The 13,988-nt window shown below is 73.8% G+C and carries 10 protein-coding genes and 1 tRNA gene; 5 read left to right on the top strand and 6 right to left on the bottom strand.

The window, feature by feature from the left end; genetic code table 11:
* Nucleotides 1–12: 12 nt before the first annotated feature.
* Nucleotides 13–960: a LysR substrate-binding domain-containing protein gene (locus tag D1J63_RS34670; protein WP_102931462.1), complete on the bottom strand. Its 948-nt coding sequence runs from the start codon at nucleotides 958–960 to the stop codon at nucleotides 13–15.
* A gap of 107 nt (nucleotides 961–1,067) precedes the next feature.
* On the opposite strand from D1J63_RS34670, the gene D1J63_RS34665 reads away from it, so the two are divergent.
* A complete protein-coding gene (locus D1J63_RS34665; protein WP_125634474.1) occupies nucleotides 1,068–2,381 on the top strand; it encodes an aspartate aminotransferase family protein in 1,314 nt (437 codons plus the stop codon).
* Nucleotides 2,382–2,445: 64 nt separating this feature from the next.
* On the opposite strand, the gene D1J63_RS34660 is transcribed toward D1J63_RS34665, so the two are convergent.
* Nucleotides 2,446–4,665, bottom strand: coding sequence for an MMPL family transporter (locus tag D1J63_RS34660; RefSeq protein ID WP_125634472.1), 2,220 nt, complete (start codon nucleotides 4,663–4,665; stop codon nucleotides 2,446–2,448).
* A 456-nt stretch (nucleotides 4,666–5,121) separates the two neighbouring features.
* Here D1J63_RS34660 and D1J63_RS34655 point away from each other — a divergent pair, with 456 nt between their 5' ends.
* Nucleotides 5,122–6,198 carry a MerR family transcriptional regulator gene (locus tag D1J63_RS34655; RefSeq protein ID WP_197925142.1) on the top strand — a complete coding sequence of 359 codons (1,077 nt, stop codon included), beginning with the start codon at nucleotides 5,122–5,124 and terminating at the stop codon, nucleotides 6,196–6,198.
* A 36-nt stretch (nucleotides 6,199–6,234) separates the two neighbouring features.
* On the opposite strand, the gene D1J63_RS34650 is transcribed toward D1J63_RS34655, so the two are convergent.
* Nucleotides 6,235–7,335, bottom strand: coding sequence for a winged helix DNA-binding domain-containing protein (locus D1J63_RS34650; protein WP_125634468.1), 1,101 nt, complete (start codon nucleotides 7,333–7,335; stop codon nucleotides 6,235–6,237).
* The gene (locus D1J63_RS34645) at nucleotides 7,332–7,754 is read right to left on the bottom strand and encodes a VOC family protein (RefSeq protein WP_125634466.1); all 423 of its coding nucleotides are present in this window, start codon (nucleotides 7,752–7,754) and stop codon (nucleotides 7,332–7,334) included. Before D1J63_RS34645 ends, D1J63_RS34650 begins: the two co-directional genes overlap by 4 nt.
* Nucleotides 7,755–7,914: 160 nt before the next feature.
* Here D1J63_RS34645 and D1J63_RS34640 point away from each other — a divergent pair, with 160 nt between their 5' ends.
* Nucleotides 7,915–8,901: a WYL domain-containing protein gene (locus tag D1J63_RS34640; protein WP_125634464.1), complete on the top strand. Its 987-nt coding sequence runs from the start codon at nucleotides 7,915–7,917 to the stop codon at nucleotides 8,899–8,901.
* Nucleotides 8,902–8,991: 90 nt separating this feature from the next.
* Here D1J63_RS34640 and D1J63_RS34635 read toward each other — a convergent pair.
* Nucleotides 8,992–9,066, bottom strand: a tRNA-Leu gene (locus D1J63_RS34635).
* 65 nt (nucleotides 9,067–9,131) lie between these two features.
* The gene (locus tag D1J63_RS34630) at nucleotides 9,132–10,340 is read right to left on the bottom strand and encodes a Cmx/CmrA family chloramphenicol efflux MFS transporter (RefSeq protein WP_125636028.1); all 1,209 of its coding nucleotides are present in this window, start codon (nucleotides 10,338–10,340) and stop codon (nucleotides 9,132–9,134) included.
* Between the two features lie 210 nt (nucleotides 10,341–10,550).
* On the opposite strand from D1J63_RS34630, the gene ligA reads away from it, so the two are divergent.
* Nucleotides 10,551–12,647, top strand: a complete 2,097-nt coding sequence (ligA, locus tag D1J63_RS34625) for an NAD-dependent DNA ligase LigA (protein WP_164713107.1) — start codon at nucleotides 10,551–10,553, stop codon at nucleotides 12,645–12,647.
* 57 nt (nucleotides 12,648–12,704) lie between these two features.
* Complete coding sequence (locus D1J63_RS34620) at nucleotides 12,705–13,919, top strand: MFS transporter (protein ID WP_125634460.1); 1,215 nt, start codon at nucleotides 12,705–12,707, stop codon at nucleotides 13,917–13,919.
* Nucleotides 13,920–13,988 lie beyond the last annotated feature (69 nt).

The raw sequence follows: 13,988 nt of genomic DNA, 5'->3' as shown, positions 1-13,988 counted from the left end.
AGGACCGCTCCGTCAACGGCGGTGGTCGCCGTCCCCGTGCCCGCGGGCCGGGTCCGGGGCGGCCAGGGCCTCGATCTCCGGGTGGTCGCGCAGTGCGGCGATCACCGCGTTCACCGCCGCGCGCTGCGGGGCTGCGCGCCGCACCACGACGGCGACGTTGCGGTGCACGGGCGGGCTCAGCCGGCGGGTGACGACGGCGTGGTCGGCCGTGACGGCGAGGGCGGGCAGCAGGGCGACCGACCCCGTGGTCTCGACGTGCCGCAACAGCATGAGGTAGTTGCTGAACCGGCAGGCCACCCGGGGTTCGAACCCGGCCTCGCGGCACAGCCGCACGGTCAGGTCCGCCATGTACGACTGCGGCCGGTCGCAGGCCCAGGTCTCCTCCTTGCAGGCGGCGAGGTCCACCGCGGTGCGGGCGGCCAGCGGATGCTCCCGCGGCAGCACCAGCACGACCGGGTCGCTGCCCAGCGACATGACCTCCAGGTCCGCGCCCGGGGTCAGACCGGCGTAGTCGGTGGTGGTGACGATGACGTCCGCGTCCCCCGAGCGCAGGGCGGGGCCGCTCTCGTGCGGCTCCATCTCGACCAGTTCCAGGTGCAGATGGGGGTGGGTGGTGGCCAGGCGGTCCGCGGCGGGGACGGCGAGGCTGTAGATCGCGCTCTGGAACACGCCGAGCCGGACGGTGCCGATGGGCTCGTCGTTCAGGGCACGCAGTTCGGCCTCGACGTCGGCCATCCGGTCGAGGATCTCCCGGCCCCTGCGGGCCAGGAGGAGCCCGGCCGGTGTCAGCCGCACCCGTCGGCCCGTCCGCTCGATCAGCCGGCACCGGGTCTCGGTCTCGAGGACCGCCAGTTGCTGGGAGACCGTGGAGGCGCTCAGGTGCAGCGTGTCGGCGACCGCGCGGACGGTTCCGAGCGTGTCGAGCCGGCTGAGCAGTTGCAGTCGTCCGGAGTTGAGCACGCGGCGATGGTACGACGACTCGCATCCGCACTGTACGTATCTGACGTACAGCGGCGTCGATTCTGTGCGATGGACGCGCGCAGCGTCCCGTCCCTACCGTCGGTCCCATGCCTTCCGAGACCGCCGGCGCCGACCTGGGGCGCCACCTGATCCGCTACTCCGGCCACGCACCCTTCTCGCCGGAGGTCGTCGTCCGCGCGGCGGGCACCTCCGTGTTCACCGAGAGCGGCCGCGAGCTCCTGGACTTCACGTCCGGCCAGATGAGTGCCATCCTCGGGCACTCCCATCCGGCGATCGTCTCGACGGTGCGCGAGCAGGTGGCCCACCTCGACCACCTGCACAGCGGGATGCTCAGCCGGCCGGTGGTCGAGCTGGCCCGCCGGCTGGCCGGCACCGTGCCCGAGCCGCTGGAAAAGGCGCTGCTGCTGACCACCGGGGCGGAGGCGAACGAGGCCGCGGTGCGGATGGCGAAGCTCGTCACCGGCCGCCACGAGATCGTCTCCTTCGCCCGGTCCTGGCACGGCATGACGCAGGCCGCCGCGAACGCCACCTACAGCGCCGGCCGCAAGGGCTACGGGCCCGCCGCGCCGGGCAACTTCGCGCTGCCGGTGCCGGACCGCTACCGTCCCTCCGTCGTGGACGCGGACGGCGAGCTGGACTGGCGCCGCCAGCTGGACCTGGGCTTCGAGATGATCGACGCCCAGTCGGTCGGCAGTCTGGCCGCGTGCCTGGTCGAGCCGATCCTGTCCTCGGGCGGCGTGGTCGAACTTCCGCCGGGCTATCTCGCCGCGCTGGCGGACAAGTGCCGCGAGCGCGGCATGCTGCTGATCCTCGACGAGGCGCAGACCGGGCTGTGCCGCACCGGCGACTGGTACGCCTTCGAGCACGAGGGGGTCGTCCCGGACATCCTCGTGCTGTCCAAGACGCTCGGCGCGGGTCTGCCGCTGGCCGCGGTGCTGACCAGCGCGGAGATCGAACAGCGGGCGCACGAGCGCGGGTTCCTGTTCTTCACCACCCACGTCAACGACCCGTTGCCGGCCGCCGTGGGCAACACCGTCCTCGACGTCCTGGTCCGCGACCGGCTGGACGAGCGCGCGCGACAGCTCGGCACGGCACTGCGCGAGGGCCTGGACAAGCTCGCCGCCCGCCACGACGTCGTCGGTGACGTCCGCGGCCGGGGGCTGCTGCTGGGCATGGAACTGGTCGGGGACCAGGTGCTGGGCGAGGGCGGCGCCGACCGTCTCGGGGCCGCCGTCACCCGGCGCTGCTTCGAGCTGGGGCTGCACATGAACATCGTCCAGCTCCCCGGAATGGGCGGCATCTTCCGTATCGCGCCGCCGCTGACCGCGAGCGACGAGGAGATCGCCCGCGGCGTGGCCGTCCTCGACCGGGCACTCGCCGACGCGGCCGGCGACCTGTAGTGCCGAAGGCCCCGGTGGCCTGGGGTTCCAGGTCACCGGGGCCGCGCGAGAGGTGTCGGGGGTGTCAGACTCCGGCCGTCTCCGGCTCGCGGGTCGGCTCCGGGGGCGCGGTGGTGTCGCCGAGTTCCCGGTGGAGCTTCTCGCCCTCGACGTCGACGTTGGGCAGGACGCGGTCCAGCCACTTGGGCAGCCACCACGCCTTGGTGCCGAGCAGGGCGAGCACGGCCGGGACGATGGCCATGCGGACCACGAAGGCGTCGAAGAGGACCGCGATCGCGAGGCCGAAGCCCATCATCTTGATCATGGCGTCGTTCTCCAGGATGAAGCCGGAGAAGACGCTGATCATGATGATCGCCGCCGCCGCGACGACCCGGCCGCCGTGGGTGAAGCCCGTGGTGACGGACTCGCCGGCGGACTGCCCGTGGACGTACGCCTCCCGCATGCGGGTGACCAGGAAGACCTCGTAGTCCATGGCCAGGCCGAAGACCACGCCGATCATGAAGATGGGCATCATCGACATGATCGGGCCCGGCTGGTCCACGCCGAACACGTCCGCGAGCCAGCCCCACTGGAAGACCGCGACCACCGCGCCGAGCGCCGCGGCCACCGAGAGCAGGAAGCCCAGGGCCGCCTTCAGCGGGACGAGGACGGAGCGGAAGACCAGCATCAGGAGCAGGAAGGCGAGTCCGACGACCAGGGCCAGGTAGGGGACGAGCGCGTCGTCCAGGGTCTGGGAGAAGTCGATCGTCATCGCGGTCGCGCCGGTGACCAGCATGGTCGCGCCGGTGTCGGCCTTGATCCCGCCGGACAGCGAGCGGATGTCGTGCACCAGTGATTCGGTGGCGGCGTCGCTCGGGCCGGTCCTGGGCACCACGGTGAGGACCGCGGTGTCGCCCTTCTCGTTGAAGGTGGCCGGGGTGACCGCGGCGGCCTTCCCCAGGTCGGTGATCTTCTCGCCGACGGTCTCGGCGGCGGCCTTCGGGTCGTCCGCGTCGCGCGCGTCGACGGCGATCATGAACGGACCGTTGAACCCGGCGCCGAAGGACTCGGACAGCATGTCGTAGGCCTTGCGCTGGGTGGTGTCGGGGGCCGAGCTGCCTTCGTCGGGCAGGCCCAGCTCCATGCCCGCGGCCGGTACCGCGATCACGCCGAGGCCGAGGACCGCGGTCAGCAGTACGGTGACCGGACGCCGCTGCACGAAGCGGGCCCAGCGCGTGCCCAGCTTGGGCTTGCCGGCGGCGGCCCGCACCCCGGCGGGCGCCTTGCGGTCCTTGCGGCTCAGCGCCCTCTTGCCGGCGAAGCCGAGCAGTGCCGGGGTGAGGGTGAGGGCGATCAGCACGGCGATGCCGACGGTGCCCGCGGCGGCCAGGCCCATCTTGGTGAGGATCGGGATGTTGACGATCGCGAGACCCGAGAGGGCCACGACGACGGTCAGTCCGGCGAAGACGACCGCGGAGCCCGCGGTGCCGACCGCGCGTCCCGCCGCTTCCTCGGGCGCCCGGCCCTCGGCTATCTCCGCCCGGTAGCGGGAGACGATGAACAGGGCGTAGTCGATGGCGACCGCGAGGCCGATCATCATGGCGAGGGTGGAGGTGGTGGCGGACAGCTCCAGCGTGCTGCCCAGCGCCCCGATGGCGGAGATGCCGATGCCGACGCCGATGATCGCCGAGAGCAGCGGCATGCCCGCCGCGACCAGTGAGCCGAAGGTCAGCAGGAGCACGACCGCGGCGACTCCGATGCCGATGAGTTCGGCGGTGCCGCCCATCTCCTGCTCGGCCACGACCGCGTCACCGCCGGTCTCGACGGTGTAGCCGCCCTCACGGGCGTCGTCGGTCGCGGCGGTGAGGGCGTCCCGGGCCTCGTCGGTCAGCTCCATCGCGTTGACCTTGTAGGTCACCGAGGCGTAGGCGGTGGTGCCGTCCTCGCTGACGGCGTTCGCCTTGAACGGGTCGTCCACCGAGGAGACCTGCGGGCCCGCGCCGAGCGCCGTCACCAGTTCCTCGACCCGGTCCTTGCCGGCCGGGTCGGAGATCTTCCCGCCCTCGGGGGCGCGGATCACCACACGCGCGGTCGCGCCCTCGGCGCTGGCGGCCGGGAACTGCTCGTCGAGCAGGTCGAACGCCTTCTGGGACTCGGTGCCCGGCATGGAGAAGGAGTCTTCGGGCGGGGCGGGCGCGACGGACGAGGCCGCGCCGGCGCCCACGAGTATGGCCACCCACAGCAGGGCGACGAGGCCGCGGCGCCGGAACGCCCTCCGGCCGAGTCGATAGAGAAACGTAGCCACCTTTTGGACCAATCCGTCGGGTTGCGGGCAGGACGAAGACCCGGCACATGGGGGGAAGGCGGAGGCGCTGACCGGGGTACACGTCCATGCTCGCCCGGTGTTCGGGGCGATTGATCCGCCCCTGGGTCTGGACTGGGGTACTGCGTCGGATGTAGTGGGCCCCCGGGTCCCGCTCCCCCGGGCGTAGGCGACGAAGATGGGTGTACTCCGCATTTCGTTGCCACGGGCAGCCGAATCCTGCGGCTCCGGTCCCGGGGGTCCCCCTCTTCACCGCGCCGTCCGCACCGTGGACGGCCGTTCCCGAGCCGCGAACCGGGCAGGGCCCGGTCGACGTCACACGTCTCGGGTCGGACGACGGCTGACGGGCCGACGGCTGACGGTGGTTGACCTTCACCTTGGGTCAGGCCACAGCATCGGTGTCACCGGGCGACCCGCCCGGTACGAGGAGGAGTGGGCATGGGGCTGCTGACCATCGGGGCGTTCGCGAAGGCCTCCCGGCTCTCGCCGAAGGCGCTGCGTCTCTACGACGAGTTGGGGCTGCTCCCGCCCGCCCACGTCGACCCGGTCACCGGCTACCGGCGCTACGCGCCGGAGCAGGTGGAGCGGGCCCGGCTCGTCGCCTGGCTGCGACGGCTGGGGATGCCGCTGGTCCGCATCCGGCACGTGTGCTCGCTGGACGAGGGGCACGCGGCCCAGGAGATCCGCAGCTTCTGGGCGCGGGCCGAGGCCGACTTCGCCGCACGGCGGGACCTGGTCGCCTTCCTCGTCGGTCATCTGGAACGAGAGGACCCCGCCGTGGCCACCACCGCGAGCCCCCTGAGCATCCGTTACGCCGCCGGTTCCGACGTGGGCCTGGTGCGCGAGGCCAACCAGGACACCGCGTACGCCGGGTCCCGTCTGCTCGCCGTCGCCGACGGTTGCGGCGACGGCGGCGCCCGGGCGAGCGCGGCCGCCGTCGAGGCACTCAAGTACCTGGAGACGGACGGCATTCCGGCGGGCGGGCTCCTCGACGTCCTGGCGGACGCCGTCGAGCAGGCCGAACAGGCGGTGGACGGCGCCGCCCGGACCGGTTCGGCCGCCGAGGGGACCGGAACGACGCTCACCGCGATGCTCTGGACCGGGTCGCAACTGGCCCTCGTCCACATCGGCGACTGCCGCGTCTACCTGCTGCGCGACGGCGACCTGTTCCGGATCACGCACGACCACACCGTGGTGCAGACGATGATCGACGAAGGACGCATCACCCCGGAGGAGGCCGCCTCCCACCCCCAGCGGTCGATGCTGGTGCGGGCCCTGGGCAGCGGTGCCGATGCCACCGCCGACCTGCGCCTGCACGACGCCGGGGACGGGGACCGCTACCTGCTCTGCTCCGACGGGCTGCCGACGGTGGTGCCGGACGGGGAGATCCAGCGGGTGCTCACCGACGCCCCGGAACCCGAGCGGGCCGTCCGGGAACTGGTCGCCCTGGCCAACGGGGCCGGCGGCCCGGACAACGTCAGCTGCGTGGTCGCCGACGTCGTCGCGGGCGCCTGACCCGGTCGGGACGGGCCGTCGCGGGTCGCCCCCGGCTCAGGACGGTGCCGTCCCGACCCGTACCCGGTCGCTCTCGCCGTCGGTGAGGAAGGACGCCAGGGCCCGCCCCTCCTCGGCGACCTCGGTGCGCTCCGGCCGGGTGAGCCGGCGCAGCGGGGTGACGGCCACCGTGCCGTCCGCCACGGTCCAGGTCGCGGCGACCCGGCCGTCGACCAGGACGAAACGGGCGCCGGTGACCGACAGGCCGCGGTGCGCGTCGTCGATGACGCGGCCGCGGTCCTGATAGCCGAGGACCGCGTTGTCGAACGCCGGCAGGAACCGCGCCGGGGCGGGGGTGCCGGGGTCGGGGCGCGGTGCGTCGGGAAGGTCGAGGAGTTCCCGGCCGCGCTCGTCGCGGAAGGCGACCAGTTCGCCGCGTACGGCGGCGACGGCGGCGGGCAGCCCCGCGAGCCCGCACCAGGCGCGCAGGTCCGCCGAGGCGGCCGGTCCGAACGCGGCGAGGTAGCGCCGTACCAGTGCCGCCCCGACCGGATCGGTGCCCGGTGGGGCCGGCGGGTCGACCGCGCGGCCCAGCCAGGCCGCGACCGGGGCGTTGCGGACCGGGGCCCTGACCCGCCACAGGCCGCGCGGCGGGAGTTGCACCGTCGGGATCAGCGCGGCGACCAGCATCTCCCCCAGCGGCCGCGATCCCACCCCGGGCCACCGCTCCGCCACGGCCCGGGCGAGTGCGGCCATCGAGCGGGGCTCGCCGTCGGCCAGTACGGCTCGGCCCGCCGCCGCGAGTTCGTCGAGGTCGACCCCCTCCAGCTCGCGGCGGTAGGTGCCGAGGACGCGTCCGCGCAGCATGGCGTCGTGGCGGGAGCGCCAGGCCAGGACGTCCTCGGCGGTGACGAGGTGGACGGTGCGGCGCATCAGGTGGGTGCGCACCACCCGGCGCCCGGTCAGCAGGTCGTCGAGCGCCCGCGGGGCGAAGTCGCGCAGCCGCGACCACAGTCCCACGAACGGTTCCTGCGGTTCCTGTGCCTGCAGGCCGCCGAGGTGCGCGACGGCGTCCGGGACGGGGAGGTCCGCGCGGTCGAGCAGCAACTGCCGGGCGAGGGCCGCGCGGTTCAGCGACCGGGAGTCGAGCACGCTCACGCGGTGTACTCGCTCACCACGTCGAGGACCCAGGTGACGCCGAACCGGTCCCGCAGCATGCCGTACAGCGGTGCCCACTGAGCGGCGCCCAGCGGCCGCAGTACGGTCGCGCCGTCGGTCAGCCTCTCCCAGTACGCGGTGATCTCCTCCGCGCTCTCGCCCCGGACGGAGACGAAGAAGGCGTTCTCGCCCTGGTCCCACGGCAGGTCCGAGGGCACGTCATAGGCCATCACGCACAGGCCGTCGGCGGTGGACACCTGTCCGAACATCACCTGCTCGGCCTCGGCGGGCTGCTGGACGTTGCCGGCGTCCTCGTACGTCACCAGCATCACGTCCCCGCCGAACGCGGCCTGGTAGAAGGTGAGTGCCTCGCGGGCGTCACCACGGAAGTTCAGGTGGGTCACGGCTTTGGCGGTCACGACGGGCTCCTTGCCTCGTGGAACGTGCGGAACGGAACGTGCGGAACTGCGGAACGGCCCACCGGAGCGGGCCGGCCGCGGGGCCGGTCCGGCCCCGCTGCGCCCACTCTGGTCGAGGTAGCGGTCAGGTTGTGGCCGCTATGTGCGGGAGCATGGGGGCATGCGGAAGACCTCGGCCCGGCTGCTGTCCCTGCTCTCGCTGCTCCAGGCCCGCCGGGACTGGCCGGGCGCGGTGCTGGCCGAGCGGCTGGAGGTGAGCCCGCGCACGCTGCGCCGCGACGTCGAGCGGCTCCGGGAGCTGGGGTATCCCGTCCTGGCGGTGAAGGGGCCCGACGGCGGCTACCGGCTCGACGCCGGAACGCGGCTGCCCCCGCTGCTCTTCGACGACGAGCAGGCGGTCGCCCTCGCCGTCGCGCTGCGGACCGCGGCAGTCAGCGGCGCCGGCATCGAGGACGGTGCGGGACGGGCCCTGGCCACGCTGCGCCAGGTCATGCCCGCCCGGTTGCGGCACCGGATCGACGCCCTCCCCGTCACCTCCGTCGCACCGTCGGCGCCCCCGACGGACACCGGTGTCCTCATGGCGCTCAGTGCCGCCGTCCATGCCCGCGAGGTGGTGCGCTTCGACCACGCCCCGGCCCGCCCGGGGGACGGCGGGCCCGGGGCCCCGCCGCCCTCGCGCCGGGTGGAGCCGCACCGTCTCGTCGCCCGGGGCGGGCGCTGGTACGTGGTCGGCTGGGACCTGGACCGCGAGGACTGGCGGGTCTTCCGCGCCGACCGGATCACTCCGCGCACCCCCACCGGTCCCCGGTTCGTCCCCCGGGAACTGCCCGGCAAGGACGTGGTCGCCTTCCTGACCGCCAGGTTCCGCGGCTCCGACACCTCTCCGGACTGGCCCTGCCAGGGCGAGGCCGTGCTCCACCTGCCCGCCTCCGCGGTGACCCCGCACGCCGGGGACGGGACCGTCGAGGAACTGGGCCCGGACCGCTGCCGGCTCACGCTGGGCTCCTGGTCGTGGCCCTCGCTCGCCGCCGCGTTCTGCCTCTTCGACACGGACGTCGAGGTCGTCGGGCCGCCCGCGCTCAGGGAGGCGTTCGCCGGGCTGGCCGACCGCTGTGCCAGAGCCGCCGCCGGGCCCGCGGACCGTTGACGGGACGCCCGGGCCGGGACGCGGGTCGGGCGGAAGGGGGCGGGGCGTGGGTCGGGCGAAGGGGGGCGGGACGTAGGTCGGGTGAAAGGGGGCGGGGCGACCGGATTCGAACCGGCGTCCTCCGAGATGCTGTCGCGGCGCACTACCTCTGTGCTACGACCCCGCCCTTGCCGGTGATCACATGCCGATCCCGCTCGAACGCCCGCTGGGCGTCCGGGTTACGGTCGGCGTCACACCCGCTGGGTTCGGTCCGAGCCCGCGGGCTCGGCGGCCAGGCCGCCCATCACGACGCGCGACCGGCCGTGCAGCCGCAGGGAGACGGCGACGAAGGCGATCGCGACCAGGGTCATCGCCCCGCCGGCCCAGGCCGTCGCGGCGTAGCCGAAGTCCGCGTCGATCACCGTGCCGCCGAGCCAGGGGCCGCCGGTGTTGCCCAGGTTGAACGCGGCGGTCGTGGTCGCGCCGGCGAGGGTGGGCGCGGCGCCGGCGACGTTGAACATGCGCGCGTTGAGCGCGGGCGCCGTGTAGAACGCGGAGACGCCCAGCAGCAGCGACAGGACGATCACGGCGGCGGGGCTGGAGGCGAACAGCGCGAGTGCGGCCAGCAGGACCGTCGAGGCGGTGATGCCGGAGAGCAGGACGCCGAACAGGTGCGCGTCGGCGACCCGGCCGCCGATCGTCGTGCCGATCAGCGCGCCCACGCCGAACAGCGCCAGCACGGTCGGGACCCAGCCGTCCGCCAGTCCGGCCACATCGGTGAGCAGCGGCGCGAGGTAGGAGAAGGCGCAGAACACGCCGCCGGCGGCGAGCGCGGTCACGACGATGGACAGCCAGACCTGGCGGTCCCGGTAGATCGCCAGCTCGCCGCGCAGCCGGGGCCTCCGCTCGGGCAGCGGAATGCGGGGGATCAGGGTGACCACGCCGACGAGCGCGACGGCGGACGCGCCGCCCACGGCCCAGAACGCGGACCGCCAGCCCAGGTGCTCGCCGAGGAAGGCGCCGGCCGGGACGCCGAGGACGTTGGCGATGGACAGTCCGCCGATCATCACGGCCATCGCGCGGGCCCGCGCGGTCACCGGCACCATGGCGATGGCCACGGCCGCGCCCACGGCCCAGAAGCCGGCGCAGGCGAGCGCGCTCACCACGCGTGAGACGAACAGGACTTCGTAGCTCGTCGCGAGCGCACCCGCGACCTGCCCCAGGCCGAACACCGAGATGAGGGCGACGAGCGTGGTCTTGCGCGGCAGTCGCAGGGTGGCGACGGCGAGCAGCGGCGCGCCGACCACCATGCCGATCGCGAACGCCGATATCAGCAGCCCGGCTTGCGGGATGGACACGTCCATGTCGTCGGCGATGGGCGGCAGCAGCCCGGAGAGCATGAACTCGCTGGTGCCGAGCGCGAAGACGGACAGGCCGAGGATGTAGACGGCGAGCGGCATGCGGCCGGCCGCGGGCCGTGGGGAAGAGTCGGGCATGACAGGTGTCAACGGAGCCGTGCTTCCCGCCATTCCCGCGACGGAATCCGTCTCGGCATGCGGCGCGGCCCGTCGCCACCGCGGGGCCCGTCGTCACGGCGAGGCCCGTCGTCACGGCGAGGCCCGTCGTCACGGCGAGGCCCGTTGTCAGTGGTGGGCGGCATGATTCCGTCCATGACTACTCCTGCAGCAGTGATCGTCGACGCCACCGCCTATGCCCAGGCGGTCGAGGACGCCGCGCGCGCGGCCGCCGCCTATTACGCGGGCGGCTCCTCGCCCCTGGACGACGACGCCTACGACCGGCTGGCGCGAGGGATCGCCGCGTGGGAGGCCGAGCATCCGGACGAGGTGCTGCCCGACTCCCCCACCGGGAAGGTCGCCGGTGGTGCGGCCGAGGGGGACGTTCCGCACACGGTGCCCATGCTCAGCCTGGACAACGTGTTCTCGCCGGAGGAGTTCACCGCCTGGACGGCGTCCCTGGCCCGGCGCGTCGACCGCGAGGTCACCCGGTTCAGCGTGGGTCCCAAGCTGGACGGCCTCGCGGTCGCCGCCCGCTACCACGAGGGCCGCCTCACCCGGCTGATCACCCGGGGCGACGGCACGGCCGGTGAGGACGTCTCGCACGCCATGGGCACCGTGGAAGGGCTTCCCGAGAAGCTGGCCGAGCCGGTGACCGTCGAGGTGCGCGGCGAGATCCTCATGACGACGGCCCAGTTCGAGCACGCCAACGAGGTGCGCATACAGCACGGCGGGCAGCCCTTCGCCAACCCGCGCAACGCCGCCGCGGGCACCCTGCGTGCGAAGGAGCGCGCCTACACGGTGCCGATGACGTTCTTCGGCTACGGCCTGCTGGCGCTGCCCGGCACCGACGCCGTGCTCGCCGAGCGGCTCGGGGAGCTGCCGTACAGCGAGCTGATGTCGACGGCCGCCGGTCTCGGCGTGCACACCAGCGCCGGCACCGCCGTCCCGGACGTGGTCGTCGAGACGCCCGAGCAGGTGGTGGCCCGGGTCCGGGAGATCGCCGCGCTCCGCGCGGAACTGCCCTTCGGCATCGACGGGATCGTCGTCAAGGCCGACCTCGCCGCCGACCGGCGGGCCGCCGGGTCCGGCTCACGGGCGCCGCGCTGGGCGATCGCGTACAAGCTCCCGGCCGTCGAGAAGATCACCCGCCTGCTGGACGTGGAGTGGAACGTCGGCCGCACCGGCATCGTCGCCCCGCGCGGCGTCCTGGAACCGGTGGTCATCGAGGGCTCCACGATCACCTACGCCACGCTGCACAACCCGGCCGACATCACCCGGCGCGGACTGCGCCTGGGCGACCACGTCATGGTGCACCGGGCCGGTGACGTCATCCCGCGCATCGAGGCCCCGGTGGCGCATCTGCGGACGGGCGAGGAGCGGCCGATCGTGTTCCCCGAGGCGTGTCCGCGCTGCGGGTCGGACATCGACACGAGCGAGGAGCGGTGGCGGTGCGCGCAGGGCCGCAACTGCCACCTGGTCGCCTCGCTCGCCTACGCGGCCGGCCGCGACCAGCTCGACATCGAGGGCCTGGGCACCACCCGCGTCGTCCAGCTCGTCGAGGCGGGTCTGGTCGCCGACCTGGCCGACCTGTTCACGCTCCGGCGGGAGCAGCTGCTCGCCCTGGAGCGGATGGGCGAGACCAGCACCGACAACCTGCTGGCCGCGCTCGCGACGGCCAAGGAGCAGCCGCTGTCCCGGGTGCTGTGCGCGCTGGGCGTCCGGGGCACCGGCCGGTCCATGTCCCGGCGCATCGCCCGGTACTTCGCCACCATGGACCACATCCGGGCCGCCGACGCCGAGGCCATGCAGCGGGTCGACGGCATCGGGGTGGAGAAGGCGCCGTCCATCGTCGCCGAGATCGCCGAACTCGCCCCGCTCATCGACAAGCTCGCCGCCGCCGGCGTCAACATGACCGAGCCCGGCGCCACCCCGCCCCCGGCCGCCGACGCGGAGGGCGCCGACGGCGCGGACGCGGCCACGCCCGCCGCGGCCGGGGCCGGCCCCTTGGCGGGCATGAAGGTGGTGGTCACCGGCGCGATGACCGGAAGCCTGGAGCGGCTCAGCCGCAATGAGATGAACGAACTCGTCGAGCGGGCCGGGGGACGTTCCTCGTCCAGCGTCTCCAAGAACACGACGCTCGTCGTCGCGGGCGAGGGAGCGGGCTCGAAGCGGGCCAAGGCGGAACAGCTCGGCATCCGGCTCGCCACTCCCGAGGAGTTCGCCGCGCTCGTCGCCGACCTGCTCGACTGAGGCACCGCGCACGAGCAGGAGTGTACGTTCGTACGCCTCGGCGGTAGGCTCCCTCGCATGACTGTTGACGTACTGCGCCGGCCCGCCCCGGTCGATCGGCGGGCCCGCCTGGCCGTCGCCGTGCTGTTCTTCACCAACGGGGCCCTGTTCGCCAACCTGTTGCCGAGGTATCCGCAGATCAAGGCGGACCTCGGGGTCGGGAACGCCGCCTACGGGCTGGCCGTGGCGGCGTTCCCGGCGGGCGCCGTCGTGGCCGGGCTCGCGGCCGGGGTCCTGGTGCGCCGCTTCGGCTCGGCACGGGTGGCGGTCGGCGGCACGCTGCTGACCGGAGTGGGCATCCTCGCCGCCGGACTCGCCGACTCGGTGGCGGTGTTCGCGGGGGCGCTGTTCCTGGCCGGGGCGATGGACGCGTTCACCGACGTCGCGCAGAACGCCCACGGGCTGCGGGTGCAGCGCCGTTACGGACGGTCCATCATCAACTCCTTCCACGCCATCTGGTCCATCGGCGCCGTCACCGGCGGTTCCATGGCCGCCGCCGCGATCGCGCTCGGCGTTGCCCGGGGTCCGCACCTGCTGTTCTCCGCCGTGGTGTTCGCGGTCGCGGCCTGCGTCGCCCTGCGGTACTGCCTGCCGGGCCCCGAGACCGACGCCGAGCCGGCCGGGGACGGGGACGGCGAGGACCGGGCTCCGGCACCGGCCCGGGGCCCGGCCACGGGTCTGCGGACCGGCTGGGTGCTGGCCGCGCTCGTCCTCATCGCCACGGCCGGCACCCTCGTCGAGGACGCGGGCATGTCCTGGGCCACCCTCTATCTCTCCGACTCGCTGCACGCGACCGCGGCACTCGCCGCCTCCGGGTATGTCGCCCTGGTCGGCGCGCAGTTCGTGGGCCGGATCGTCGGCGACCGGCTCGTGGACCGCTTCGGCCAGCGCGCGGTGGCCCGCTCCGGCGCCCTGATCGCCGCGGTCGGCATGGGATGTGCACTGGCCGTGCCGACGGTGCCCGGCACGGTCCTCGGGTTCGCGGCGGCCGGGTTCGGGGTGGCGACGCTGGTGCCGGCGGCGATGCACGAGGCCGACGAGCTGCCGGGGCTCAGGCCCGGGTCGGGGCTGACGCTCGTCTCCTGGCTGATGCGGCTCGGCTTCCTGCTCTCCCCACCGGTCGTGGGTCTGGTCGCCGACGCGACGAGTCTGCGGGTGGGGCTGCTGGTGGTGCCGCTCGCGGGGATGCTCGTCCTCGTGTGCGCCGGAGTACTCCGGCCCCGCCGGGGCTGAACCGGGCAATCGGCGACATGACCCGCGCGGGAGTGTACGTTCGTACGCTCCCGGGGTAGGATCGGGCGC

This window comes from Streptomyces sp. KPB2, from assembly GCF_003950055.1.
GTDB lineage: Bacteria > Actinomycetota > Actinomycetes > Streptomycetales > Streptomycetaceae > Streptomyces > Streptomyces salinarius.
Note: the sequence above shows the minus strand (reverse complement) of the source record. Positions and strands in the feature narration are given on the sequence as shown.